Source organism: Flavobacterium tructae (assembly GCF_002217475.1).
GTDB classification, from domain to species: Bacteria; Bacteroidota; Bacteroidia; order Flavobacteriales; family Flavobacteriaceae; genus Flavobacterium; species Flavobacterium tructae.
Genome location: NZ_MUHH01000042.1, coordinates 23,479 through 49,536, shown reverse-complemented (window position 1 = coordinate 49,536; position 26,058 = coordinate 23,479). Strand labels below are relative to the sequence as shown.

Annotated in this window: 22 protein-coding genes; 12 read left to right on the top strand and 10 right to left on the bottom strand. The window is 34.8% G+C overall.

What is annotated here, in order from left to right; all coding sequences use genetic code 11:
- Positions 1 to 8 precede the first annotated feature (8 nt).
- The 4 genes from B0A80_RS17465 (at position 9) to B0A80_RS17450 (ending at position 5,089) form a co-directional block, all read left to right on the top strand.
- A complete protein-coding gene (locus tag B0A80_RS17465; protein ID WP_089078124.1) occupies positions 9 to 1,292 on the top strand; it encodes a glycosyltransferase family 4 protein in 1,284 nt (427 codons plus the stop codon).
- A 40-nt stretch (positions 1,293 to 1,332) separates the two neighbouring features.
- The gene (locus B0A80_RS17460; protein WP_089078123.1) at positions 1,333 to 2,802 is read left to right on the top strand and encodes a lipopolysaccharide biosynthesis protein; all 1,470 of its coding nucleotides are present in this window, start codon (positions 1,333 to 1,335) and stop codon (positions 2,800 to 2,802) included.
- A 94-nt stretch (positions 2,803 to 2,896) separates the two neighbouring features.
- Positions 2,897 to 4,549, top strand: coding sequence for a mechanosensitive ion channel family protein (locus B0A80_RS17455; protein WP_089078122.1), 1,653 nt, complete (start codon positions 2,897 to 2,899; stop codon positions 4,547 to 4,549).
- Positions 4,550 to 4,789: 240 nt separating this feature from the next.
- Positions 4,790 to 5,089, top strand: a complete 300-nt coding sequence (locus B0A80_RS17450; protein ID WP_017498743.1) for a hypothetical protein — start codon at positions 4,790 to 4,792, stop codon at positions 5,087 to 5,089.
- A gap of 80 nt (positions 5,090 to 5,169) precedes the next feature.
- Here B0A80_RS17450 and uvrA read toward each other — a convergent pair whose 3' ends face one another.
- Positions 5,170 to 7,965 (bottom strand): excinuclease ABC subunit UvrA, encoded by a 2,796-nt coding sequence (gene uvrA, locus B0A80_RS17445; protein WP_089078121.1) that lies wholly within the window; start codon positions 7,963 to 7,965, stop codon positions 5,170 to 5,172.
- A 503-nt stretch (positions 7,966 to 8,468) separates the two neighbouring features.
- On the opposite strand from uvrA, the gene B0A80_RS17440 reads away from it, so the two are divergent.
- From B0A80_RS17440 to B0A80_RS17435, 3 genes are all read left to right on the top strand, one after another.
- Positions 8,469 to 9,053, top strand: coding sequence for an RNA polymerase sigma factor (locus B0A80_RS17440; protein WP_017498745.1), 585 nt, complete (start codon positions 8,469 to 8,471; stop codon positions 9,051 to 9,053).
- Positions 9,054 to 9,103: 50 nt separating this feature from the next.
- On the top strand, positions 9,104 to 9,247 hold the full coding sequence (locus B0A80_RS20840) for a hypothetical protein (protein ID WP_017498746.1): 144 nt from the start codon (positions 9,104 to 9,106) through the stop codon (positions 9,245 to 9,247).
- Positions 9,248 to 9,919: 672 nt separating this feature from the next.
- Positions 9,920 to 10,984 carry a tetratricopeptide repeat protein gene (locus B0A80_RS17435; RefSeq protein WP_017498747.1) on the top strand — a complete coding sequence of 355 codons (1,065 nt, stop codon included), beginning with the start codon at positions 9,920 to 9,922 and terminating at the stop codon, positions 10,982 to 10,984.
- Between the two features lie 17 nt (positions 10,985 to 11,001).
- On the opposite strand, the gene B0A80_RS17430 is transcribed toward B0A80_RS17435, so the two are convergent.
- Positions 11,002 to 11,658 carry an endonuclease III domain-containing protein gene (locus B0A80_RS17430; protein WP_070906791.1) on the bottom strand — a complete coding sequence of 219 codons (657 nt, stop codon included), beginning with the start codon at positions 11,656 to 11,658 and terminating at the stop codon, positions 11,002 to 11,004.
- A gap of 170 nt (positions 11,659 to 11,828) precedes the next feature.
- On the opposite strand from B0A80_RS17430, the gene bcp reads away from it, so the two are divergent.
- Positions 11,829 to 12,281 carry a thioredoxin-dependent thiol peroxidase gene (gene bcp / locus B0A80_RS17425; protein ID WP_070906789.1) on the top strand — a complete coding sequence of 151 codons (453 nt, stop codon included), beginning with the start codon at positions 11,829 to 11,831 and terminating at the stop codon, positions 12,279 to 12,281.
- Positions 12,282 to 12,563: 282 nt separating this feature from the next.
- On the opposite strand, the gene B0A80_RS17420 is transcribed toward bcp, so the two are convergent.
- Complete coding sequence (locus B0A80_RS17420) at positions 12,564 to 14,024, bottom strand: TonB-dependent receptor (RefSeq protein WP_017498819.1); 1,461 nt, start codon at positions 14,022 to 14,024, stop codon at positions 12,564 to 12,566.
- Positions 14,025 to 14,114: 90 nt separating this feature from the next.
- Between B0A80_RS17420 and B0A80_RS17415 the strand changes: the two genes are divergently transcribed.
- Genes B0A80_RS17415 through B0A80_RS17405 form a run of 3 tightly spaced genes read left to right on the top strand, consistent with a single transcriptional unit; the run spans position 14,115 to position 15,875 of the window.
- Positions 14,115 to 14,879, top strand: coding sequence for an MBL fold metallo-hydrolase (locus B0A80_RS17415; RefSeq protein ID WP_089078120.1), 765 nt, complete (start codon positions 14,115 to 14,117; stop codon positions 14,877 to 14,879).
- Between the two features lie 13 nt (positions 14,880 to 14,892).
- Positions 14,893 to 15,396 (top strand): hypothetical protein, encoded by a 504-nt coding sequence (locus tag B0A80_RS17410; RefSeq protein ID WP_035747178.1) that lies wholly within the window; start codon positions 14,893 to 14,895, stop codon positions 15,394 to 15,396.
- A gap of 47 nt (positions 15,397 to 15,443) precedes the next feature.
- Positions 15,444 to 15,875 carry a hypothetical protein gene (locus tag B0A80_RS17405; RefSeq protein WP_089078119.1) on the top strand — a complete coding sequence of 144 codons (432 nt, stop codon included), beginning with the start codon at positions 15,444 to 15,446 and terminating at the stop codon, positions 15,873 to 15,875.
- A 94-nt stretch (positions 15,876 to 15,969) separates the two neighbouring features.
- On the opposite strand, the gene B0A80_RS17400 is transcribed toward B0A80_RS17405, so the two are convergent.
- The 4 genes from B0A80_RS17400 to B0A80_RS17385 form a co-directional block, all read right to left on the bottom strand.
- Positions 15,970 to 16,614 carry an alpha/beta hydrolase gene (locus B0A80_RS17400; protein ID WP_089078118.1) on the bottom strand — a complete coding sequence of 215 codons (645 nt, stop codon included), beginning with the start codon at positions 16,612 to 16,614 and terminating at the stop codon, positions 15,970 to 15,972.
- 190 nt (positions 16,615 to 16,804) lie between these two features.
- Positions 16,805 to 17,131 carry a membrane protein gene (locus B0A80_RS17395; RefSeq protein ID WP_017498824.1) on the bottom strand — a complete coding sequence of 109 codons (327 nt, stop codon included), beginning with the start codon at positions 17,129 to 17,131 and terminating at the stop codon, positions 16,805 to 16,807.
- A gap of 5 nt (positions 17,132 to 17,136) precedes the next feature.
- On the bottom strand, positions 17,137 to 18,393 hold the full coding sequence (locus tag B0A80_RS17390; RefSeq protein ID WP_089078117.1) for a dihydroorotase: 1,257 nt from the start codon (positions 18,391 to 18,393) through the stop codon (positions 17,137 to 17,139).
- 143 nt (positions 18,394 to 18,536) lie between these two features.
- Entirely contained in the window at positions 18,537 to 20,465 is a 1,929-nt protein-coding gene (locus tag B0A80_RS17385) for a BatA domain-containing protein (protein ID WP_089078116.1), read from the bottom strand.
- 269 nt (positions 20,466 to 20,734) lie between these two features.
- On the opposite strand from B0A80_RS17385, the gene B0A80_RS17380 reads away from it, so the two are divergent.
- Positions 20,735 to 21,847 (top strand): lactonase family protein, encoded by a 1,113-nt coding sequence (locus B0A80_RS17380; RefSeq protein ID WP_089078115.1) that lies wholly within the window; start codon positions 20,735 to 20,737, stop codon positions 21,845 to 21,847.
- A gap of 155 nt (positions 21,848 to 22,002) precedes the next feature.
- Here B0A80_RS17380 and B0A80_RS17375 read toward each other — a convergent pair whose 3' ends face one another.
- The 3 genes from B0A80_RS17375 to B0A80_RS17365 all read right to left on the bottom strand — a co-directional run bounded on the left by B0A80_RS17375 (position 22,003) and on the right by B0A80_RS17365 (position 26,055).
- Complete coding sequence (locus tag B0A80_RS17375) at positions 22,003 to 23,355, bottom strand: DEAD/DEAH box helicase (RefSeq protein WP_017498426.1); 1,353 nt, start codon at positions 23,353 to 23,355, stop codon at positions 22,003 to 22,005.
- Positions 23,356 to 23,464: 109 nt separating this feature from the next.
- A complete protein-coding gene (locus tag B0A80_RS17370) occupies positions 23,465 to 23,833 on the bottom strand; it encodes a response regulator transcription factor (protein WP_070906771.1) in 369 nt (122 codons plus the stop codon).
- Positions 23,834 to 23,841: 8 nt separating this feature from the next.
- A complete protein-coding gene (locus tag B0A80_RS17365) occupies positions 23,842 to 26,055 on the bottom strand; it encodes a DUF4838 domain-containing protein (protein ID WP_233430766.1) in 2,214 nt (737 codons plus the stop codon).
- Positions 26,056 to 26,058: the final 3 nt, after the last annotated feature.

Sequence of the window (26,058 nt, the reverse complement as noted above, 5' to 3'; positions counted from 1 at the left end):
GAAATCTGATGGAACAAAAAAAACTCTTAATCATTACCTATTATTTTCCACCGGCTGGAGGACCAGGTGTACAGCGTTGGTTAAAATTTGTAAAATATTTACCCGAATTTGGCATACAGCCAATAGTTTATGTTCCTGAAAACCCAACCTACCCAATTGTTGATGAAGGTCTGGTTAATGAGATTTCCGATAAAGTAATTGTTCTTAAAAATAAAATCTGGGAGCCGTATCAGCTGGCTTCTGTTTTTTCGAAGAATAAAACTAAGAAAATTAGTTCGGGAATTTTTCCGCACAAGAAGAAACAAACCTTTTTAGACAAAACTTTTCTTTGGGTTCGTGGTAATTTATTTATTCCGGATGCCCGTGTTTTTTGGGTAAAACCTTCAGTGGCTTATTTAGAAAAGTATATCAAAGAAAATAATATTGACACTATTGTTACTTCGGGGCCGCCGCACAGTTTGCATTTGATTGGTTTAGAACTAAAAGAGAAACTGAATGTAAAATGGTTTGCCGACTTCCGTGATCCATGGACTACAATTGGATATCACAAAGCATTGCGTTTATCGGGTTATGCCGCCAAAAAACATAAAAACCTCGAACATAAAGTGCTTAATAGTGCCGACACTATTATTGTCACAAGTAAAACTACGAAAGTGGAGTTTGAGGCCATTACCAACAAACCAATTTCGGTGATTACTAATGGTTATGACATCGAAAATGTAGAGAAACAAACCTTAGATGCAAAATTTACTTTGGCGCATATCGGATCTTTTTTATCCGATCGAAATCCTCAATTTTTATGGGAATGTCTGGTAGAACTGCTTCAGGAAGTTCCGGAGTTCAAGTCACATTTAGAAATCAAATTAATTGGAGCAGTAAGTCAGGAGGTATTGGATGCTATCACTGAATTTGATTTGAAAAATTATTTGAATCTTTTAGGATATGTTTCGCATCATGAAGCGATAGCACACCAAAAGAAATCGCAGGTTTTGCTTTTAATCGAAATTAATTCCGAGGATACCAAAAGTATAATTCCGGGTAAATTATTCGAATATATGGTGTCCAATCGTCCAATAATAGCCATAGGACCTCAGGGTTCTGATTTTGCCGATATCATAAAAGAAACCAATACAGGAGTATTTTTTGATTATTCTGAAAAAGCGAAGTTAAAAAGTGTAATTTTGGACTTTTATAATCAATTTTTAGAAGGGAAACTACAGGCCAATGGTGTTGGTTTACAACAATATTCCAGAAAGAATCTAACCAAGCAATTAGCACAGTTGATTAACTAAGCTAGTCTGCAATCTAAAATCTAAATTCAGAAATCCAAAAATGGGTATTGTTTTAAATCAGTCTTTCAAAAATACAATTATCACCTACATAGGTTTCGGTATTGGAGCCATTAATACACTTTATTTGTATCCTGTTTTTTTGGGTGCCACTTTTTATGGCTTAACTAATTATGTGACTTCTTGTGCCAATGTGATTATGCCATTATTTGCGATTGGTATGCAAAATACCTTGGTTAAATTTTATTCGCAATATCAAACTGAGGAAGAAAAATCCCGTTTTCTATCTTTTACGGTTTTGTTTCCTTTGCTATTAATAATCCCGCTTTTACTGATAGGTCTTGTTTTTTATGATGAGATTCTGTTCTTTTTGTCAAAAAAGAATGCGATTGTTAGAAGCTATATATGGTTAATACCTTTCATTGGATTGTGCATGGCGTATTTTGAGATTTTTTATGCCTGGTTGCGGGTAAATATGCATTCCGTTTTTGGAAATTTCGTAAAGGAAGTGGGTTTACGATTATTTTCATTATTTCTATTAATAGGTGTTTATTATAATTGGCTTAGCGTTGAAGGTTTTGTGTATGCAACAGCAATTTTATATTTTTTAGCATTCCTGATAACCATGTTATATGCATTTAGTATTCAGAAGCCAACTTTTCAGTTCACAATACCAGCAAATACAAAAGATATACTGGTATATACTTTTTATATTATTTTATCCGGAAGTGTTGCCAATTTGCTTTTGGATGGAGATAAAATGATATTAAATCAATATATGCAGATTGAAAATATTGCTTTTTATTCTGTTGCTACCTATATTGCCTTGGTTATTTCGGTTCCAAGCCGTGCTATGCATCAGATTGTATATCCAATTACGGCAAAATTAATGCACGATAATAAACATGATGAGTTGAATCAGCTTTACAAAAAAACGTCAATAAACCTACAGATTGTGGGTGGTTTTGTAATGCTTTGCATATTTGTAAATATCGGTCAGTTGTACGAGTTGGTTCCAAAAGAATACAGTGGTGGAATTGCAGTTGTATTTATGATTGGCTTGTCTAAATACTTTGATTTAATTTTAGGAAACAATAATGCGATCATTTTTAATACTAAATATTACCGTATGGTATTGTATTTAGGATTAATGCTGGTTGCGTTGACCGTAATTTTAAACATGATCTTTATTCCAATTTTTGGAATCTTCGGATCTGCTTTTGCTACTTTACTATCGATTACCTTATATAGTTTGGCAAAATTACTTTTTGTGGTTAAAAGGCTTCATTTGTATCCTTTTACTATTCAGACAATATACTCGATGTTAATTACATTTGCATTATTTTTATTGTTTTACTTTTGGGAATTCCCTTTTTATCAATTGGTTAGTATTGCTTTAAAGTCAGTTTTAGTAACCATTTTATATGTTTATTTAAATTATAAATTTGCGATTTCTCCTGATATCAATAAAGTAATCGATACTGTTTTAAAAAAGATAGGAATTAAAATTTAGTACATTTCAAAAAAGTAGCAAAAGTAATTTACAATTGAAGCTGTTTTGTCTTTATATTTGTTAGAAAGGTTAACTAACTTATGGCTGACAGTATATGAGAAATAAAATTGTTTGTTTTTTAGCGCTTTTTATTACTTTGTTTTCTTCCGTGACTTTTGCTCAGAAAGACAGTTCTCAAACATCGAAAACGACTGTTAAAGAAGTAAAAACAAAGGGATATCCCGTAAAACCGTTTAAAGACACACTTTTTTATGTGTACCATAAAGTAGGTTCTTTTTCGCCCGAAAACAGAGCAAATGCAATTACAGAAAAGATCAGAAAATTATACGAGGATTCATTCTTTATAGCTGATTCGATTTCGGTTGTATCTTCAGATATTTCTCAGGACATTGTTTATAAGAATGATTTTGTCATCATGTCTGTTTTAGATGTAGATGCAAAAGCAGAGAATCAAACCGCAGATTTCATCGCAAAGCGAAATTTAAACCTGATTAAAAGAGCGATTGTGTATCAGAATGATAATTACTCTATGCTTCCAAAAAGATTAGGATATACAGCATTACTGGTTTTAATTATTGGATTTGTTTTGTACTTTGTTGGTAAATTATTCAACAGGGTAAAGTTGTACATTCTAAAAAATAGCGACCGACATTTTAAAGGATTCAAGTATAATAATATCAATATCCTCTCACCTCAAAAACAGCAGTTTTTGCTCATGCGATTGTATAGTGCTATTAAGGTAATAACACTTATTTTAATAGTATATCTTTCATTACCATTATTATTCAGTATTTTTCCTGCTACCGAAGCGTATACAACTACTTTGCTGCGTTGGATTCTTTCGCCTGCAAAACTTGCGGTAATGGGATTTGTGGGTTTTTTGCCAAGTTTAGTCACTATAGTGGTTATCATTGTTATTTTTAAATATTCCATAAGAGTGATCAAATTCTTTTTTGATGAGATAAAAAAAGAGAATATTAAAATTGATGGCTTTTATAGCGATTGGGCAATGCCCACTTTTAATATCATTCGTTTTCTGATGCTTGCTTTCATGTTGGTGGTTATATTTCCGTATTTGCCAGGATCGGATTCTCCAATATTTAAAGGTGTTTCGGTATTTGTTGGGGTTTTATTTTCTTTGGGTTCTTCTAATGCGATTGCTAATATGGTGGCGGGTTTGGTGATTACCTATATGCGTCCGTTTAAGATTGGTGATTTTATAAAAATTGGCGATGTTAGCGGAGAGGTGATTGAAAAAACGGCTTTAGTTACTCGTGTCAGAACACCTAAATTTGAGGATATCACGATTCCTAATGCGACTGTTTTATCAAGTACTTCAACCAATTATTCAGCGAATACAAAACATGCTAATAATGGTTTATTGATTCATACTACCGTTACGATTGGCTATGATGTTCCTTATAAAGATATTTATAAAGCATTGATTGAAGCTGCTCTAAAAACGGAAATGGTCGAGCAGACACCATCTCCTTTTGTTCTGCAAACCAGTCTGGATGACTTTTATGTTTCTTATCAAATCAACGTTTACACCAAAGAGCCAACGAAACAACCCAGAATTTATTCGTCTTTGCATCAAAACATTCAGGATTCGTTTAATGCTGCCGGAATAGAAATCATGTCTCCTCATTACGGAGCACTTCGTGATGGTAACGCCACTACAATTCCTGCGAATTATCTGAATAATGACTATCAGGCACCTCCTTTTAATGTTAAGAATAAAGAGTAAAGTGTTGAAATTCTGCACGTAATCTTAAAATTTTAACAGTCTTTTGTTTTGTGGTTTATTTTATAAAAATTAACTTTAGCTAAGAATATGGCAATACTTTTTGTTTTAGGGTAAAAATATCTTATGAAAAGCAGACAATAAAAGTACATGCTATAGTGTTTATTTAAATTAGAATGTTTTTAGAATTTAAAATTGTGAAGTAATTGTAGTAGTATTTGGATTAATTTTTAAGGAATTATTATGAAGAACGGCCAACTCAGTCAGGAACAAAGCTTGCAAGTATTTTCTAATATGATATCAAATAAAGTGCAAAATGGATTTACGCTGGAGGAAAGGAACGATGAATTGCTTTTTGCGGTTTTGAGTAAAGGAGGAAAAGTAGTAAACCACAGTTTAAATTTTATGATTTTTTGCCTTACCCTGGGATTGTGGTCGTTTGCATGGCTTTATCTGACCATAGAAGCCACAAAGCAAAAGAAAATATTAGTTGCCATTGATGAAGATGGCTTTCCTTTTGAAGAAAAATGCTTAGTGGCATAGCAGCTTAAAAATGAAGAAAAAAAATCCAAATTTCAATTATAGTATTGAATTTGGATTTTTTATTGAAATTTTTGCTAAGGTTAAAGTTTGTCTTTCAGGTACACTCCGGTAACCGACTCTTTTACTTTTACAATATCTTCGGGAGTTCCTGCAGCTAGTAGATGACCGCCATTTTCACCACCTTCCGGCCCCAGATCAATAATCCAGTCAGCACATTTTATAAGATCAAGATTATGTTCGATGACAATTATAGAATGACCTTTTTCAATTAAGGCATCAAAGGAAGTCATTAATTTTTTAATGTCGTGAAAATGCAAGCCGGTTGTTGGCTCATCAAAAACAAATAAGGCTTTGTCTTTCGTAGCTCCTTTGACTAAAAAGGAAGCCAGCTTAATACGCTGTGCTTCACCACCGGAAAGAGTAGAAGAGGATTGCCCTAACTGTACATATCCTAACCCTACATCCTGCAAAGGCTGTAATTTTTGAGTAATTTTGGATTGTTTATTCTTGTCGAAAAAGGCAATCGCATCATCGATAGTCATGGTCAGAATATCGTTGATGTTTTTTTCATCAAAATTAATTTCTAAAATCTCTTTTTTGAAACGTTTTCCTCCACAGGTTTCACATGGTAGCGAAACATCGGCCATAAAGACCATCTCGACGTTTATAGCCCCTTCTCCTTTGCAAGTTTCACAACGGCCGCCATCGACGTTAAAAGAGAAGTGCTTGGCCTGATATCCTCTTACTTTAGAGAGTTTTTCTTTAGCATACAAGTCCCGAATATCATCGTAGGCTTTGATATAAGTGACCGGATTGGATCTGGAACTTCTTCCAATTGGGTTCTGATCGACATATTCGATATGTTTGATTTGTGAAAACGAACCTTTTAGTTCACTAAACTGACCTGCTTTTTCAGCAGCACTGTCCAGTTTTTTCTGCATGGCCGGGAACAATATCTTTTTAATCAAGGTACTTTTTCCACTTCCGGAAACTCCGGTAATGACGGTTAAAACGTCTAAAGGAAAAGTGACATTAATATTCTTTAAGTTGTTCTCTCTTGCTCCTACAATATCAATATGGTTTTTGAATTTACGTCTTCTTTTCGGAACAGAAATTTCTAAATCACCGTTCAGGTATTGGGCGGTTAGTGAATCTGATTTCAGGATTTCTTTATACGTACCCTGAGCGACCAGTTTTCCGCCAAATGTACCCGCTTCGGGACCAATATCAATAATCATATCGGCGGCTTTCATAATATCTTCGTCGTGCTCAACTACAATTACTGTATTACCAAGATCACGAAGTGATAGTAACACTTTAATTAATCTTTCAGAATCTTTTGGGTGCAGACCAATACTGGGTTCATCCAGAATGTACATTGATCCAACTAAGCTGCTTCCCAAAGAAGTAGCAAGATTGATACGTTGTGACTCACCACCCGAAAGTGTTGCCGAATTTCGATTTAAAGTCAGGTAATCTAAACCAACTTCAGTTAAAAAAGACAAACGATTGTTGATTTCGACCATTAATCGTTTTGCAATTTGCTGTTCGTAAACATTCAGATCGATGTTTTTGAAAAAAGTAACTAAATGTTTGATGGGCAAATCGACTAAATCTGAGACCGTTTTGCCGTTTATTTTTACATAAGATGCTTCTTCGCGCAAGCGTTTACCACGACAGGCATGACATTTTGTTTTTCCACGGTAACGGGATAACATTACACGGTTCTGGATTTTATAGTTTTTCTCTTCAAGTTCTTTGAAAAAATCATTTAGACCTTGAAAATATTGGTTTCCTTTCCAGATTAAATCTTTCTGTTCTTCTGAAAGTTCGAAGAAAGGTTTGTGAATAGGAAAATCAAATTTATAAGCGTGTTTTACAAGTTCGTCTTTGTACCAGCTCATACTTTCCCCTCTCCAGGGGTAAATGGCGCTTTCGAAAACGGACAGAGAAGTGTTTGGAATCACTAAATCAGCATCGATACCAATAATATTTCCGTAGCCTTCACAAACCGGACAGGCTCCGTATGGGTTATTGAAACTGAACAAATGTACGTTAGGCTCTAAAAAAGTAATTCCGTCAAGCTCAAAATTATTCGAGTAAGAGAATTTTTTATCGGAGTTCAGTTCTTGTAAATAACAAATGCCTTTTCCTTCAAAAAAAGCGGTCTGTACTGCATCGGCCAGACGATTGTAGAATTCTTCTTCTTCCTTAACCACAATTCGGTCGATAATCAATAGAATGTCTTTATTGTCTAATTGATGAAGATCTGTTGGTGAAAAATCATCCAGACGAACCATCTCGTTATGAACCAAAATACGAGCAAAACCTTGTTGAAGCAGTACTTTCAGTTTGTCTTCCAGCTGTCTGCCTTCTTCAAGATGAATAGGGGCTAGGAGGAGCCATTTACTGTCTAATTCTAACGTTTTTACATCTGTAGTTACATCGGTAACGGTATTTTTTTTGACTTCCTGACCGGAAACTGGTGAATAGGTACGGCCAATTCGGGCATAAAGCAATTTCATATAATCGTAAATCTCCGTTGAAGTCCCCACAGTAGATCGCGCATTGGTAGTGTTTACCTTTTGCTCAATTGCAATGGCAGGCGCAATACCTTTTATGTATTCTACTTTTGGCTTGTCCAGACGTCCCAAAAACTGACGCGCATACGAAGATAAGCTTTCTACATAACGACGCTGTCCTTCGGCATACAAGGTATCGAATGCAAGACTCGACTTACCTGATCCTGAAAGGCCTGTAATAACAACTAATTTATTTCGGGGTATCGCTACATCTACATTTTTTAAATTATGTACCTGTGCGCCTTTAATGATAATATTATGTTTTGGGTCGAGAGTCGAAAGATCAATTTGCATAAAAAAAGTCAATTTCTACAAAAGTAATCAATTTTGATTTCAATTTTGTTAATCAGATTGTTCCAAATTCTAACAGAATTGTGATTTAGTGATTGGATAGATTAAGAGTTAAAAGCGATCAGATTAGTGTGAGAAAAATAATGAATATAAGTTGGAGAAAAGATAGCAGATCAAATTCTTATTCTAAATTAAAAAACAGACAAACCGTTTTAAGGTTGCACAAGTGCTCGCTTTTCTGTTTTTTAATTGTGCTTTTTCATGTTAAAAGAGTGTCGAATTGGGTTTGGCTTGATCTGAAAGGAGACAAAAATGAAATGTGTCCTGCAATAATTAACAATTTATTGTTAATTATTCGTCTTTTTGTTTGCTTTTTAAAATATTAATTTGTTAAATTTGATCAAAATATTAACACTAGTCCATAACTCAAAAGCCACGCCTATAAAATAAAACTACTTTTTATAAAATTACTCCAAATTTTAAATAGAAACTAAAAAAGTAGTATTATGGCTGATGTGCATATTCCTGACGCTCTATTGGTAAAAAATTATGTTGAAGGCAACGAAAATGCCCTTGCAACATTAATTAAAAGGCACGAGTCTAAGATATATGGATTTATATATTCAAAGATTGCGGATAGAGATATTTCAAATGATATTTTTCAAGACACTTTCATTAAGGTAATCAAAACCTTAAAAAGTAATTCCTATAATGAAGAAGGTAAATTTCTGCCTTGGGTGATGCGTATTTCCCATAATCTGATTGTGGATCACTTTCGTAAAACCAAAAAGATGCCAATGTACAGAGAAACAGAAGAGTTTTCGATATTCTCTGTCATGTCTGATGATTCTTTGACTATTGAGAATAAAATGATTTTTGATCAGGTCGAGGTTGATTTAAAAAGAATCATCGAAGAGTTGCCTGAAGATCAGAAAGAGGTATTGGTGATGCGTATGTATCAGGACATGAGTTTTAAGGAAATTTCAGAGCTTACAGATGTGAGTATCAATACAGCATTAGGAAGAATGCGATATGCTTTGATGAATTTGAGAAAAATAATTGATAAACATCAAATTATTTTAACCAACTAATACTAATTAAGGTATTGCTTCGTTGTACTAGTATAAAACGTTTTGATGGTATGGCGAAAATTTACTCTAAAAAAGCATTAGCTTCTAAAGATTTAAAACCCAAAAAAGAAGTTATTTCTTTTTTACTTAGTTATTCACAAGCCTTGAAAGTTGTGAAAATTGAAGATAAGAGTTTTGAAATTATAGCTAATTAAACAGCCCACTACATTTGTCGGATGTTTGTTTCGAAAGAAAAACCAGATGGTCGTTCTGGTTGAAAGCTCACTATTTGCATGTAAAGGCAGGTAGTGAGTTTTTTTTTTGCTTCAGTTGGTCCGCGGCAAAGAATTGGAAGAATTCTTTTGCGTTTAAAATCAGTAATTTTTTACAAAACCTAACTTATGCTAAGAGTCAGATATTCAGGTTGGAAAGCTTTGTATTTTGGCTAGTGTCTTCTGATTGATGTAAAAAGAAGTCTTCAGATTTTGGATAGGCAATTTGTTAAATTTCTATGTTTTGTTTGATTTTCATTTATTTATTTTATATTTAGCTTTATTATAGTTAAAAAGCGGATTTTTATTCAATAAATTTGCTCTATATAGATGATTTGTGTATTAAAAACCTTTCAATATATAGAAAAGTTTATTTAAGAGGATTCTTTTATAAGTCTAACCAAAAACCAAAAAATTGATGAAGAAAAACTACCCACACTTTGTTTCGTTTGTTGTTTCTCCTGGTATTTTGTAAAGAATAGCAAGAATGATGAGTTCTTGTCAGGTATTTAAACGGATGTTGTAATAATCTTTACTGCTTTCGTTTGGATGTTCTTGATAGTGCCTCATTTTGGATTACCCTAAAATCTTTTAAACAACTAAACCAAACCGAAAATGAAAAAGAACCTAAAAATAGTATCATTATTCCTGATGATAAGTATTGGAGCGTTTGCTCAAAAAGAAGAATTAAAAGTGGCACAATCTTATTATGCTAAAGGGAAAAACCAGGAAGCATTAGCCGTTTTAAAAAAAATAGAATATCAGATATTAAATGCACCGGACGAGGTAAAGACGGATTATTTTTTTACAAAAGGTAATGTTTATAAGGATCTTGCAACTAAAAATGTCGATGCTGCAAGTAATTTTGCATTGGCATCAGCAGCTTATCAGGATGTATTATTGTATGAAAATGAATCCCGAAATTATAAGTATGCTTTTAAAGCGAGTTCTGCTTTGAAAGAAATGAAGTCAAAATTGGTCGATGGTGCGTACAATGATTATAAAATTGGAAAATTTAAAGAAAGTGCCGATAAGAGTTATGAAGTGTATTTGTTTGATAAAAAAGACACCCTAAACTTGTTCAATGCGGCCTCTTCTTCGTTAGCAGGTAAGGATTACAACGCTGCCATAAAATATTTTGAGGAGCTAAAAAAAATAAACTATTCCGGAAAAGGGATGGTTTTTTATGCTACAAATAAAAAAACAAAGCAAGAAGAAGTATTTATTTCGATGAGTGCAAGAGAATCTAGTATTAATGAAGGTTTATATGAAAAACCAAGAAATTTTAATCCGCCTTCTAAGAAAGAAGAGATTCTGGTTTCTTTAGGCTTTTCTTACCTGGAGAGAAATGATTTTCGAAATGCGGAGAAATACTATGAAGATGGATTAAAAGTGAATCAGGATTGCCTTACCTGTTGCTTAAATCTGGCTTATGTTAAAGTGCAGTTTAGAAAAGAAATTCAGGATCAGATGTCATCATTGGGTACCAGTGCTAATGAAATGAAACAATTTGATAAATTGGATGCTCAGAAGGACGAGGTGGTAAAAAGTGCTATTCCGTATCTTAAAAAAGCACTTGTGATTGAGCCTAAAAATGAAAATGCTGTAAAATCACTCTTAGGTATTTACAGATCGTTGAATATGACAAAAGAATACAATGCTCTTAAAGGAAGCATGTAAAAATAAAAAAGAAGCTGCTAAACTTTCTTTTTAGCAGCTTCTTCTAATATCGATTTTTTACCAACAGTTCTGGTGATAATATCTTTTTCTAAATCCCATCCTCTTGCCGGGGAATATTCACGTCCGTACCAGATAATCTGTAGGTGCAGGTCATTCCATAATTCTTTAGGAAATAATCTTTTAGCATCTTTTTCCGTTTGCACTACATTTTTTCCGTTCGAAAGATTCCATCGGTACATTAATCGGTGAATGTGAGTGTCAACCGGAAAGGCAGGAACACCAAAAGCCTGTGACATTACGACACTTGCTGTTTTATGTCCAACTGCCGGCAAAGCTTCCAAAGCTTCAAAATCTTGAGGGACTTCACCATTGTGTTTGTCGATCAGAATATGTGATAATCCATGAATTCCTTTAGATTTCATTGGGGATAAACCGCAAGGACGAATAATTTCTTTAATTTCGTCAACCGACATTTTAATCATGTCATAAGGATTATCTGCTTTTGCGAAAAGTATAGGAGTAATTTGGTTTACACGAACGTCAGTGCATTGTGCCGAAAGTAAAACTGCAATTAATAACGTGTAGGGATCTTTGTGGTCTAATGGTACAGGTATAGTAGGGTAGAGTTCTTTTAACGTATTTATAACAAATGTTACTCGAGCTTCTTTATTCATTTCCGTAAATTTAATCCCGTAAAAATAGTATTATTTTAATTGTGAATTGTAAAATGTACATTGTAAAATGTTATAGGTGAATGGTTGATTATGGGGAATGAATTATTTTTAAGTTGCAATCTAATTAATCGAATAATCTAAGAAGTCTAACAATCTAATAATCTAAATAAATGGTAACATTACAAAAAGGCGATAAGGCACCAAATTTCTCAGGAGTAGATCAGGATGGGAAGGCGCATAAACTGGCAGATTATGCCGGAAAGAAATTGGTCGTTTTCTTTTATCCAAAGGCAAGTACTCCGGGATGTACAGCTGAGGCTTGTGATTTAAGGGATAATTTTGAGCGTTTTAAAGCGAATAATTACGAACTTCTGGGTGTTAGTGCTGACAGCCAGAAAGCACAGTTAAAATTTAAAGATAAGTACGAGTTTCCTTTTCCGTTATTGGCAGACGAAGATAAATCTGTAATTAATGCGTTTGGGGTTTGGGGGCCTAAGAAGTTTATGGGAAAAGAGTATGACGGAATCCACAGAACCACTTTTGTTATAGATGAAAACGGAATTATCGACGAGGTAATCGAAAAAGTAAAAACGAAAGAACACGCTGCACAGATTTTGAAGTAAGTTTTTTTGTTTTAGGTTTAAAGTTTCAGGTTTAAAGTTTCAAGTTTCAAGTTTGAGTTTGAAATCTTAGTTTAGAATTCTTTACCGCAAAGCACGTTAAGTCTTTATACGCAAAGTTCCAAAGCTTCATATTGAATAAACTTTGCGAACTTTGTTTTTTTATTTTATACGCAACACTTATGTTATTTTTAGCGTGCTTTGCGGTAAAATTTTGTTCGGACCAAAACCTGAAACAAAGAAAACTTGAAACAAAAAAAAGTCCCTTTATCGGGACTTTTTTTATTAAGTATTTTGCTCCAGTTCTTTCTGCGGATGGTACCCAAAAAGATGATGTTCTTTTATGATTTCGGCAATACCAGTTGGAAGCATGTGTTCCCATCCCGTTTTTCCCTGATTGATCATTTTTAGTACCTCACGAGAGAAAACTTCTAAGTTATGCGGATCATAATCTGCGATATCAATTACTTTTCCGTTGAATTTAAAGAATTTGTACAATTCTTTCATTCTTGGATGTACTTTTAAGTTGTTTGAGTTCATTAGAACGCCATTTTCGTCTAACATCGGATACAAGAAAACTTTCATGTCTCTGTAGAATAGTTTTCCAAAAGCTTCTAATATTCCACCGCTTAAATGACGGTAATATTTCTCATCAAAAATATCTACTAAATTGTTTACACCCATTGCCAATCCCATACGGGCTTTGGTATAATTGGCAAAATATTCTACTACCTTATAATATTCCTGGAAATTTGAAATCATTACAGTTTGACCCAAAGAGCAAAGTAATTCGGCTCTGTCCATAAAGTCACGCTCGTCAATTTCACCATCAGAACGTAAGTTAGAAAGTGTAATTTCGAAAATAACCAATGTATTGTCTTTTTCTACTTTGTTTTCTTCCAAAAACATTTTAAGTGACTTCTCATACATGTCCATGTTTACTTTTGTAACCGGACGGAAACTTCCTCTTAAAGCAAGAAGATTTTTTTTGTATAAAATAGCAGCCGGTAATATGTTTTTTCCTTCCGGATTGAACATTACGGCATCAGTCATTCCGTTTTTAACCAACTGTAAACTCATTAAACGATTGTCAACATGAGCAAAACGAGGCCCTGAGAAGTTAATGGTGTCGATTTCGAGCTGGTCTTTGTCTAAGTGATCGTATAAATAACGAAGTAATCGTTTTGGATCGTTGTATTTGTAAAAAGCACCATAAATTAGGTTAACTCCTAAGATTCCAAGTGTTTCCTGTTGTAGTCTGGCATCAGTTTCTTTAAAACGAATGTGTAGAATAATTTCGTTATATGCTTCATCCGGTTCAATTTGATAGCGGATTCCTACCCAGCCATGACCTTTAAATTGTTTAGCGAAATCTATGGTAGCAACAGTGTTGGCATAACTAAAGAAAAGCTTTGTTGGATGTTTTTCTCTGCTTAGTCGTTCTTCGATGATTTGCCCTTCATGGGTAAGCATTTTTTTTAACCGTTCCTCAGTTACATAACGTCCATCGTTTTCAGCTCCATAAACGGCATCACTAAAATCTTTGTCATAGGCAGACATTGCTTTTGCAATTGTTCCCGATGAACCTCCGGATCTGAAAAAATGCCTTACTGTTTCTTGCCCGGCGCCTATTTCAGCAAATGTTCCGTAAATATTCTCGTTTAAATTAATGCGTAATGCTTTGTCTTTTATAGAAGGAATCTGTTCGATGACCCTGTCACCTTTGAGTTTTATTTCTGTACCCATTTTATTTTAAATAGATTTGTTACAAAGTTAGTAAATTAGCCTTCTAATGAAAGAGAAATAATCCTATTTTTGTAAAAAAATTAAGTTCAATTGAAGGTATATTTTTTAGGTACTGGTACTTCTCAAGGCATTCCGATAATCGGAGTGGATCATCCTGTTTGTAAAAGCACTGATGCTAAGGATAAAAGACTTCGTGTTTCTATTTGGATTACATGGGACGATCATTCGTATGTGATCGATTGTGGTCCTGATTTCAGACAACAGATGCTTTCCTGTGGCTGCCGAAAGCTCGATGCTATTTTATTTACACACGAACATGCTGATCATACGGCCGGTTTAGATGATATTCGCCCTTATAATTTCAGACAGGGCGAGATTCCTGTGTACGCACATCAGCGTGTAATCGACAATTTAAAACGTCGTTTTGATTATGTTTTTGAAACTGTAAACAAGTACCCGGGTGCACCCAGCGTTAAAACGATTGAGGTAGTGAATGACGTGCCTTTTGCCGTTGGCGATAAAACGGCAATTCCAATTAATGTCATGCACGGTGACTTGCAGGTTTTTGGATATCGTATTGATGATTTTGCTTATTTGACGGATGTGAAAACGGTTGATGCAGCGGAGGTTGAAAAACTTAAAAATTTGAAGGTGCTGGTTGTAAATGCTTTGCGTGTAGAACCACACGATACGCACTTTAATTTACAGGAAGCATTGGATTTTATCGATTTAGTGAAACCTGAAGTTGCTTATTTAACGCATATTAGTCACGTTTTAGGCTTTCATGAAGAAGTGCAAAAACAATTGCCCGAAAATGTTTTTCTGGCTTATGATAATTTAGAAATTACAATTTAATTATATTACAAAAATGAAAAAATCCTTAATGCTTTACCTTTTTATCCTTGCGATATTAATGAATGTTTTTACCTATATGTTTTACAGCAGCGAAGTAAAATTTGAGCAGGACAGATATGTAAAAACGACCAAAAAGCTGAGAGACAGTATTAATTTGGTGTCAACAAAATTGGCGGAAGCAGATTATTTTTCTTTGGAGCACAATGAAAATGCACAGAATTATTTTGACAATAGTGCAACCGGAGGAAAAGTTATTTTATATGAAAAACTAATTCCGTTGGTAACAGAGAAACTATTGGATTTAAATGCAAACCCCAACGGGAATCCTTATACCGGACAAGACAAAATTGGTCCGAATAAATTTATCATCAATAAGGTGAAAATTTTAAATCACAGATGGATTATTGCAGATTACAGCAATGGTGAAATGTGGGGAGAAGTATTGTTGAAGTACTTTGTTAATGATGACGAAAGTATTACTTTTGAGGTAAACCAAACCTGGCTGTATCAAAAGTAAGAAGCTCTTTTCTTACTTTCAGACCAGTTTAACTAAATATTCGACTTATGAAAAAGGTGTTTTTGCTTGCTATTATTGCGGGACTTTCATTTTCTTGCGGAAAGAAAGTCGCTGAAGAGAATAAAAATTCTGAAAAGAAAGAAGAAGTTAAACCAGCTGTTGTTGGAGGAGATTCGGATGCTCATGGATGTAAACCTTCTGCGGGTTACACCTGGTCGGCTCTTAAGAAAGAATGTGTTCGTCTTTTTGAAGTCGGTACAAAATTAGCTCATGCCGAAGATGGAAAAACATATTCCACTGTAGCTTATGTTATTTTTGACGGAAATAAAGCAGAGCTTTTTCTGGATACTCAAGATGAAGTAATCCTTTTAGAAAGAAAATCAGAAGGAGAGCCTTGGGTAAAGGATGATTATCAATTAATTGCCTGGAAAGGTTATGTGCTGAAAAAGAATGGTAAAATTATCTATACAGGCGAATAGATTATAACGTTTCGACTTTTATAGCTTTTGATGTGAGATGTAAAACTGATAAACCAATCATTTTTACATCTCACATTTTACTTTTTACTGAAAACTATTCCGTCAGCCAATTCTTAAAGTCAAAGAAATTTTGCGGAGCAACACCATGTCCAACCGGATATTCTTTGTAGGTGATTGGAATATTCAAATGTTCTAAAATTGCAGACGTTTTTCTGGCCCATTCGATTGGGATTACCTGATCGACAGTTCCGTGTGAGGCAAAGAATTTTAGGTTTTTAAAGTCATTTTTATCATAATCGTCTTTGATGATATCTTCATTAAAATAACCACTCATCGCCACTACACGCTGTACTTTTTCGGGATATGAAAGTGCAACGGAATAACTCAAAATGGATCCCTGGCTGAAACCAACCAAAGTTACGTTATTAGGATCAATAGGGTAGTTAGTCGTTAATTCATCAATAAAGCCGGCAATTACATCACGGGAGGTTTTTGCTTGTTCATTGTCAGAAAATTTATTCTGATCTGCATCAAAGTTAATCGCATACCAGGCGTAAGCGCCATATTGTAAATCATAAGGTGCCCTGGCTGAAATAATGTAATAGTGATCAGGAAGTTCGGTTGCAAATGAGAACAAATCGGCTTCGTTGCTGCCGTATCCGTGTAATAAAATTAAAACAGGATTTTTGTCTAAGATAACTTTTGGTTCTTGTATTTTATATTCTAGAGATAGATTCATTTTTAATTGTAAGATGTGAGTTGTAAAATGTAAGTTGTATTAAGATAAAACTTGTCGGGCTTCGACTTCGCTCAGCCTGACAAGCTTTATACTTGTACAGTTTGATAAAAGAAGCGATTAAAATCTTAAAACCATTGTTGTTGGAATTTGGAATTTAAAATTTGGATTTTTTCTAATTGTAATTTAAAATTTACCCTATTTTTTGAAACCATTTTTGGAAAAGCTCTCCCACTAATGGAATTGGTTTTGTTTGTCCCTGAATGGCGGTAAAAATGCCGTAAGTCCATAAAATCGAAATACAAATCCACATTGGGAAAGTAATAAAGAAGCTGTCAAAATTGCTGATGATGGCTCCGAATGAAATAAAGGTCAGGGAAAGTCCTAATGCCTGACGAATGTGAAATGAAGCAAAGCTGTTTTTGTCTTCAGAGTTCATCGACATTGCAATTAGTACCCCAATAATCAAAATATAACTGGTGATAGCGATTGGTTTTCCCTTTTCAATTGAATTGTTCATTGTAATTATTTAGAGGTAACAAGTTGATTTTGATTGAATATTCCATAAACAGAACCTTTGATTTCTGCTCCTAAAAAAGCAGAGTTTTTAGATTTGGATAGAATCTTTTCTTTTGTGAAAGTTGATTTTCCTTCCGGAGTAAAGAAAGTGAAGTTGGCTTTTGAACCTTCGGCTATGACACTGTTTTCAATTCCGAAAACCGTTTTGCCCAACGTTAATTTTTCAATTACAGTTTCTAAAGGCAGTACCGTTAATAAAGCACCAAAAGCACTTTCCAGACCAATTGTTCCGTTTTTAGCGGTGTCGAATTCCATTTTTTTGAATTCAATATCAATTGGATTATGATCGGAAGTAATTATATCAATAGTTCCGTCCAAAACTGCGTTTAAAAGAGCTTTTCTGTCTGTTTCGCTTCGTAGTGGTGGCGTTACTTTAAAACGGGTGTCAAATTCTTCCAGTTTTTCATCGGTTAGTACCAGATGATGTACAGCGACACTGCAAGTAACTTGCAAGCCTTTTGCTTTTGCTTCTTGAATCAATGCGACAGTTTTTGCAGTAGAGACGGTCGGGATGTGTAATTTTCCACCGGTATATTCTAATAGAAATAAGTTTCTTGCAACTTGTAGTTCTTCTGCCAAAGCAGGAATTCCTTTAAGTCCTAATCTTGTTGAAACGATTCCTTCATTAGCAACACCATTTCCTTTTAAATTAGGGTCTTGTGCATAAGTAATCACTAAACCATCAAAATCCTGTACATATTGTAAAGCAATTTTAAGTACATTGGCATTGTCGATACTTTTGTTGTAGTCTCCAAAAGCAACAGCTCCGGCATTTTTCATATCGTAAAGCTCAGCCATATCTTTTCCTTCGCTGGCTTTAGTTAAAGCTCCAATTGGGAAAAGTTCAGTAGCAAAACCGTTTGCTTTATTTTTTACAAAATTTACCTGTGATTGGTTGTCAATTACAGGGAAGGAGTTGGGTTGAAGAGCAACGGCTGTAAAACCGCTTTTTGCAGCAACATTCAAGCCGTTGGCGATCGTTTCTCTGTCTTCGTAACCCGGCTCTCCAAAAGAAACGCTGCTGTCAAACCAACCTTGAGAAAGATGTAAGTGATCAAATTTTACCTCTTTTGCATTATCAATTTCAGGAAGTGAAGTTCCTATTTTTTCAATTAAACCATCTGCAATTAAAAGATCAACGGTCTGATTGTGAAACGGACTCTCTGAATCGATTATTTTGGCGCTTCGGATGATTATTTTCATATGTAGAGAAATTTATTTATTATTTTACAGATTCTCGTTTGTCATTTCGACGTAAGGAGAAATCGCATTTCAATATTCTGTGCAGTGCGTTCTCAGCAAGTGTGATTTCTCCTTACGTCGAAATGACATACAAGCTAAAAGAACTACTTTACAAATTTTATTATTGCCATTTCTAATGCTAAAAATAACAGTGCAAAGATAACAAACCATTTCCAAATTTGGCTGTCTGTTCGCTCCGTTTGTAAGGTGTTAAAAATGGTTGAAATCGTATCTGCTGTTTTAAAATCTGAAACCACATTGGTGTTTACCTGACTCAGGTCACTTTCGCTTCTTTTGTAATTAAAACTTAGATTTTCGACCCATTCTTTTCGGTCAAAAACACTATAATTTCCAGCTGTTTCTGGGAAATCATTAAAGGTGAGTTTAACTTTGTTGTTTAGTATTTGCTGAATGGGGATAAAGGAATCATCATTTCCTTTTACTTCCAAAATAGCGTCTTTCGTTAATAATACATCGACAAAATAGGGCTGATTACTGCCGATAATCAAAGCGTTAACTCCGGTTTTTTGATTGTTTTGCCCCATTTTGTAAAATAAAGGAACAATCAAAGGAGATTGCTGAAAGTTTGAATTTGTTGCATTAATAGGTGCTGTAAAGACCGTAATTCCCGAAACCGGATTTTGAATGGCTGTTACAAATACGCTTTGGTCTTCGTAGGATAAAACGGCTGGGTACGGACTTGAAATACCAAAAGAACTGTTTGTTTTTGGGTATTGAAAGTTCGTGATTTTGTTCTCAAACACACCAGAGAATAGGGGATGATCAAAATTGATTTTGGTGATTAATTTCGCTTTGTTTTCAAGAGTAGTAAACTGAATTTTTCCGAAATTACCCAAGAAAGAATTCAGATTAGAAATAACAGTTTTTTCGGATGGAATCACTACTAAATTACCTCCTTTAGCGACAAATGCTTTTAAGGTAGTTTGTAAGGCCTGAGGAACTTCTGTCAGTTCGTTTAGAATAATGGTATTTTGTTTATCTAAACTGTTGTAATCCAGGTTGCTGATCGAATAGTTGTTGTAGTTGAATTCTGCCGATGTATAAATTCGGGATAAGAAATTACTTTTTTCAGGTTCACCAATACTGATGATGTTTGTTTTCTTTGTTTTCAGGATGCTGAAATAAAGCTTGTTGTCGTATGCCAATCCATTGTCTTCAATAACAACGTAACCATGAAAAGCTTCTTTTGGAATGGTAAAGTCTATTTTCTTTTTCTTTGCATCAAAATGGATAATGGTTTTGGCAATCAGTTTATTTTGATTGTACAAGGCCATCGAAACAGGTTTGAAATCTTCTCCGTAAGCAGAGAGATTAACACTTATCTCGTAGAAATTCTCCAGCGTCTGATTGATAAAAACACTGTCAATGGCAATATTATTTTTCTGTTCCGCTTCCGGAATAATAAAATAAGGTTTCTCTTCGGTGTCAAGGTTTTTTATATCCTTCCCGGTAAGACCTACCGCATCGGTAATAATCACAATATCTTTTTTGTGAGCAGATTTATGCGCTTTGATCTTTGCTATTATTGACGGAAGTTCAAAAGGTGTGGCGCTGTATTTTAGGTTTTGCAGTGCGCTTTTTGATGATTTGATATCGGTATTCCAATAGTTTTCAGTGTTAGTCAACAGTGAAAAAGAGGCAGTTTCGGGCGTGTTTTCAAGAAGTTCCTGCACGGCACGTTTTAGCAGTTCTCCTTTTTTTCCTTTCGCCTGCATACTAAACGAATTATCAAGAACGATGTACATTTCATTGGCAGCATTTTTACTGTCTTTGGCCTCAAAAAAAGGCTGGGCAAAAGCCAGAATAAAACAAGTTAATAGCAGTAAGCGGGTGGCTAATAACAATCGCTTTTTGATTTTTGAGCTCTTTCGGGTTTGAACAGAGATCTCTTTCAGGAAGCGGACATTAGTAAAAAAAGAGGTTTTAAAACGTCGTAATTGAAATAAGTGAACCAAAATTGGAACAATTAACAAGAACAGAAAGTATAGAATTTCGGGATGTTTAAAATGCATTCGGGCTTCGATTTACTTCACTACGTTTTATTTTTCGCGAAGACACTGGTCAAAAATACAAATTTTTACTCAAACCTTATCAGTTATAGAGCAGATTATAAGCAAACGCCGTTGGCTATTCTTTTTAATGAATTTAGATCGTTTTTTGTTGTAGAAACTGTTTGCATCGTCTGAAAAATCTAACTTTTGCAGGCCTATTTGTAACAAAAAATAGGATTAGAGAAGATATTATTCGTTATTTTAGCGTATCTAAAAACAATTCAAGGATTATGAAAAGATTATATATACTGCTTTTTTCTGCTTTGTCCTGTGCAGGTTTACAGGCTCAGAACAAATTTAATTTGTTGGTAGGAACTTACACGAATACTTGTCAGAGTAACGGAATTTACGTTTATGATTTTAATGCCGATTCCGGTGATTTTAAATTGAAAAGTTCCTCCGAAAATGTAGTAAGCCCGAGTTATTTGTCGGTTTCAGCAGACAATAAGTTTGTGTATGCCGTAAACGAAAACGGGACTCACAGTTCTGTTAGTGCTTTTGGTTATGACGCAGGATCTGGAAAATTAACTTTTCTAAATAAAAATGATGCGTTGGGTGCCGATCCCTGTCATTTGATTAATGATGATAAAAATGTGCTTGTCGCGAATTATTCGGGTGGAAATATTGCTGTTTTTAAGAAAAATACCGATGGAAGTATTTCTGAAGCACAGCAGTTAGTTCAGCATGAAGGGAAAGGAATTAATGCAGCGCGTCAGGAAAAAGCACACGTACATATGGTGGCTTATTCCCCTGATAAAAAGTTTGTTTTGTCTAATGACTTAGGTCTGGATAAAGTTTTTGTGTATAAATACAATCCGAATTCTAAAAATGAAATCTTAACATTGAAGGGGGCTGTAGATGTAAAACCGGGAAGCGGACCAAGGCATTTGACGTTTAGTAAAGACGGTAAATTTGTGTATTTGGTTCAGGAATTAGACGGTACTCTGACGACTTTTAGTTTTGACCCAAACGGAAATCTGAAAGTAATTGCAGAGACCAGCATTTTGCCAAAAGGATTTAAAGGAGGAACCGGAGCAGCAGCCATCAAAATTTCGCCTGACGGAGCATTTTTATACGTTTCAGATCGTGTCGATGCAAATTCTGTTTCCGTTTATAAGATTCAGAAAAATGGAGGGATTGAATTGGTAGAGCAGGTGAGTACGCTGGGAAAAGGCCCAAGAGATTTTGCGATTGATCCTACGGGTAATTTTCTTTTAGTAGGGCATCAATACACGAATGATATTATTATTTTTAAAAGAGATAAAACGACCGGGAAATTAACCGATACAGGCAAGAGAATCGGGTTGTGCTCTCCGGTGGGGTTGGTTTTTACGAGAATATAGTTTATTGAGGTACTAAGTTACTAAGCCGCTAAGATTGTGGTTATGGAAAAGTAAAAAAGCTCAAAAAAATAGAATTAAGCAATTCCGTTTTTTTGAGCTTTTGTTTTTTGTAACTTAGAACCTCAGCAACTTAGAAGCTTAGTATCTAAAAAAATCTATTTATCCTTATCCTTCCTTTTCTTATCTCTCGTTTTTAACATGTTTCGATTGACAGATCCGTGGGTTTTCTTTTTGGTTTTAGACGGACCACCAAGATTGACTTTTTTGTTCTTTTTCGATTTTTCGTGAAACGCACCGTCACCCTCAAGTTTTGGTTTTTTCATTAAGAACTTAATAGGCTGCTTGTCTTTTTCAGGTTCGATTAATTTGGTTGAAATTTCAACTTCTTCAGGGAAATCGGCAATTTCCAGTTCCTGATTCATTAATACTTCAACTTCAATTTTGAATTCTTCTTCACGTGGTGTGATAAAACTAATAGCAGTTCCGGTAGCATCTGCACGACCTGTACGCCCGATTCTGTGCATGTACAATTCAGGGAATTCAGGAAGTTCAAAGTTAATAACGTGGGAAATGTTAGAAATGTCTAAACCTCTGGCCATAATATCGGTGGTGATTAATCCGCGAAGATTGCCTTCCTGAAATTCTGCCATGGTACTCAAACGGTAATTTTGAGATTTATTAGAGTGAATTACTCCAAACTGACCTTCAAAATCCTCTTCGATTCGGGTATGAAGCATGTCCGAAATCTTTTTATTGTTTACGAAAACCAAAACACGTTCCATGCTTTCATTAGTTTCTAGTAAATGTTTCAGCAAATTTACTTTGGTATTGAAATTCGGAACATTATAAGTAATCTGTGTAATTTTTTCCAAAGGAGTTCCCGAAGCAGCAAGTGTTACCTCTTCCGGAAAGTCAAAGAAGTCATTCAGTACAGCATCAACTTCATCGGTCATGGTTGCTGAGAACAGAATGTTTTGACGTTTGGTTTTCATCATCGCCAAAAGAGCGGTCAATTGCGTACGGAAACCTAAATTCAGCATTTCATCAAACTCATCAATAACTAATTTCTGAGTTTCATCAAAACGTACTACGGCATCCAACGCTAAATCCATTGTTCTACCTGGTGTTCCAACTAAAATGTCTACACCTTCATACACCGCTTTTTTCTGTGTATTGATGTTTACTCCACCAAAAATTCCCAATGTTTTAACCGACATGTATTTGGTTAATTTCTCTACTTCTTCTACTACCTGAACGACTAATTCACGGGTTGGAACCAGAATTACAATTTTAGGCGTATTGGTATTGGTGAATTTGTATAACTTTAGAAGGGGTAATAAGTAAGCAAATGTTTTACCGGTACCGGTTTGTGCAATTCCCATCATGTCACGGCCAGACATAATCACTGAAAAAGATTTTTCCTGAATTGGGGTAGGAGTAACAAAACCTAGTTCGTCAATGGCTTTTTGTACTGATTTTGGGAGATTGAATTTTTCGAAAGTGCTCATTTGCATTAAATTTTGTGCAAATATAGCTATAAATAGCTGAAAATCGATGTTTCTTAGAAATTACGACAGTTTGTGGGCTTCGAATTTCTTAAAAATGCAGTTTAAAAAGCTATAAAAATCGTTTTATTCGCAGTAAAAGTTCATTTGGATTAAATGGTTTAGCAATAAAATCGTCTACACCCAATTCAAAAGCTTCTTCAACAGTGTTTTCTTCTTCCCCTAGTGAAGAAAGTGCAATAACACGAATATCCTTGTAATTTTGCTTGATTTCATTGATGATTTCCAGACCGGATTTAAGAGGTACGGTAATCGTGGTAATCACCAAGTCCGGCATAATAACCGGAAGCCGCTCCATGGCATTGATACCATCTTTCGCAATACTTACTTTGAAGCCTTCTTTTTTCAGAATGAATTTTAGAATCTCAACAGTCATATCATCATTATCGATGATCATAATTTTTTTATCGGTAGTATCCATTTTGACTATTATTTTTTATACAACTCTATTTCGTCCAGCATTATCATTGCTTTTTTGTTTTTTCGCTTTCTCCAGACGGGCAATTCCTTCCGGTTTTCTACTACGATTTTGATCTTGGTAAAACTACTGAATATTTGATTTTCGACTTCCCATGATTGTGTTGTAATTTCGTAGTCTTCTGTTAAAATGTTGCAAATTTGTTCTTTAATAAGCTCCCATTTCTGATTCTTAAAACCATAGATTTTTATATTTTTTGGTGTAAAAATCCAATGTCTCTGATCGCTTAGGAAATTTAATTTTAAGATGTTGAAATCAAGATTTTTGGTTTCGACTTCAATTTCCGGATTTGTATCATACCATCCAATCCAGTTGATATTGAAGTTTTTGTACCCCCTGTTTCCATCCACTGAACCATAACTTCCTTTGCCTTTAAACTCATCAGACGGAGGCGTTATAAAGGTAACTTTCAGATCCTCACCTAAATGTGATGTGGTGTTTTTGCAAATTTCAAGCCATTCTTTATAATAATTATCAGGAGAAATTCCGTCTTCGCTCAGTTCATAAACTCCAAATTGATTGCAGGATTGCGAGAATTTTAAAACTCGTTCTGTTAAACCCGGTTTTACTTCTTTTTCACCTTTGGTATTTACGACATACATACCGTGTTGGTTTTTTCCATAAAATTTGGCCTGTTCAAAATAAACAAATTCTAAAGCCAGTCGTAATTTATGAACACGTGCGCTTAAAATAGAATCATTTTCGACAGCATTATTGGCCTGTTCCAGATAATGATCGTATTGATCCATAGCTTCAGGAGTCAGGAACGTATTTCGCGCCTGAACAGGACCGGAATAAATATCTAAATAAGCTCTACTTTTGTTTTGATTGGCTTCTATAAGGTCAAGGTATTTTGCGACAAAGGGTGCTGCTTTTCCATAAAAACCTCTGAGGAAATCAGCAGTAACAGCTTTAATGTCAATATCAGTATTCCACATTAATTTTGCCAGCAGATATTGTCGTAATTCCGAAAGATCGCCCGGAACATCAGCATATCCCTGTACAAATAGTCCTTTCACTTTGTTTTTTTGAAAAAGTTTATAGTTACTTTGAAAAGATTCAAAATTAGGAAAGGGGGACATGAAATTAGAAAATTGAACGGTGTAATCCCATAAAAAGAGCTGTGGTGAAGTCGTGCTCCAGTTTTCAAGGTTTTTGACAAAGGACGGATTATTCTGATTGGTAGTAGGTTTGCCGCGATCCAGTTCAATCGGGCATAAGATCGTATAAACGTTTGGAGCTATTTTCAGATTTACAGGCGGTTTGAAGGTGTGAAGATAGGCAAGGGTAGTAATTTTGGTTTTAGGAAAACGAGCCGCAATTTTATTTAAAAAATAATAAAATGAACCTTGCGGACCGCCATATTTAGTGTTCATGGCTTTGCATTGTGTACATTCGCAATACACGACGTCATCATTCTGGCTTACCGAATAGAATTGCGCATGGGGTGTTTTTGCTATAATTTCAGTCATTTTTTCCTCTACCAGACTCACAACGGTGTCATTGGTCATACACAAAGATTCTGTATTTCGTTCCCCTTCGTACAAAGCAAAAAGTTTAGGATTACTTTTAAAATATTCTTTTGGCGGAACAAGCATGCTAAAAGAATGTCCCCAAAGGCCAAAATCGTCAATATGCCAATCGAGTTTGTGCCAGTCTCTGAAATCTTCGTCATAACAATCAGGGTAAAACAAAGCTCTGTAATCAAAAGAGGGCTGATAGGTTTTACTTGTGTTTTTAGAAAAAGTAAACTGAGTTACTTTTGGAATGTAAGTTTCTGTTGCGGTAAATTTTCTAAATTCCCAGATTTCGAGTAAAGTATAAACGGCATAACGCAGGTATTTCTGATTTGGAGCCGTGATATAAATTGATTTTGAATCGCTTTTGATACTGAATTCATTTGCTTTGAGTTTTTTATCATTGGAAATTTCCAGTAGGATTTCGGAAGCGTCACTCTCTTTTTGACTTTTTGTAGTAATTTCAAATGGTTTCGACACGGATTTCTCCAGATATAATTTTAGTATTCTTGCCGCAGCCTGAGTACTTTCGGACGTAGCAATAATTTTGGTTTTATCGGTTATTGTAATTTCAGATTGTGCCATCATCTTAAAACTAAGCAGGGTGAGAATAAGTATTTGCAAATAGTGAAGGCGCTTTTTTTTCATACG